Raw genomic sequence first — 428 nt, 5'->3', positions numbered from 1 at the left:
GACAGCACTTCGACGTTGAGGCACAGCGACTGCAGTTCCTTGAGCAGAACCTTGAACGATTCCGGGATACCCGGCTCGGGAATGTTCTCGCCCTTGACGATCGCCTCGTACACCTTCACACGACCGACCACGTCGTCGGACTTGATCGTCAGCAGCTCCTGCAACGTGTAGGCCGCGCCGTAGGCCTGCATGGCCCAGCACTCCATCTCACCGAAACGCTGACCACCGAACTGCGCCTTACCACCGAGCGGCTGCTGAGTGATCATCGAGTACGGACCCGTCGACCGCGCGTGAATCTTGTCGTCCACCAAGTGATGCAGCTTCAGGATGTACATGTACCCCACCGCCACCGGATACGGGAACGGCTCACCCGAACGACCATCGAACAACACCGACTTACCGTTGGCGTCGACCATGGTCTCGCCGTC

General features: G+C 60.3%; 1 pseudogene. It reads right to left on the bottom strand.

The annotated features are described in order from the left end of the window. Positions 1 to 428, bottom strand: a pseudogene (locus IG65_RS35555) (DNA-directed RNA polymerase subunit beta); the annotation flags it as partial.

This window comes from Nocardia sp. NRRL WC-3656, from assembly GCF_000720265.1.
GTDB lineage: Bacteria > Actinomycetota > Actinomycetes > Mycobacteriales > Mycobacteriaceae > Nocardia > Nocardia nova.
The sequence above is the reverse complement of the archived record's forward strand: the minus strand, read 5'-3'. Positions and strand labels throughout refer to the sequence as shown.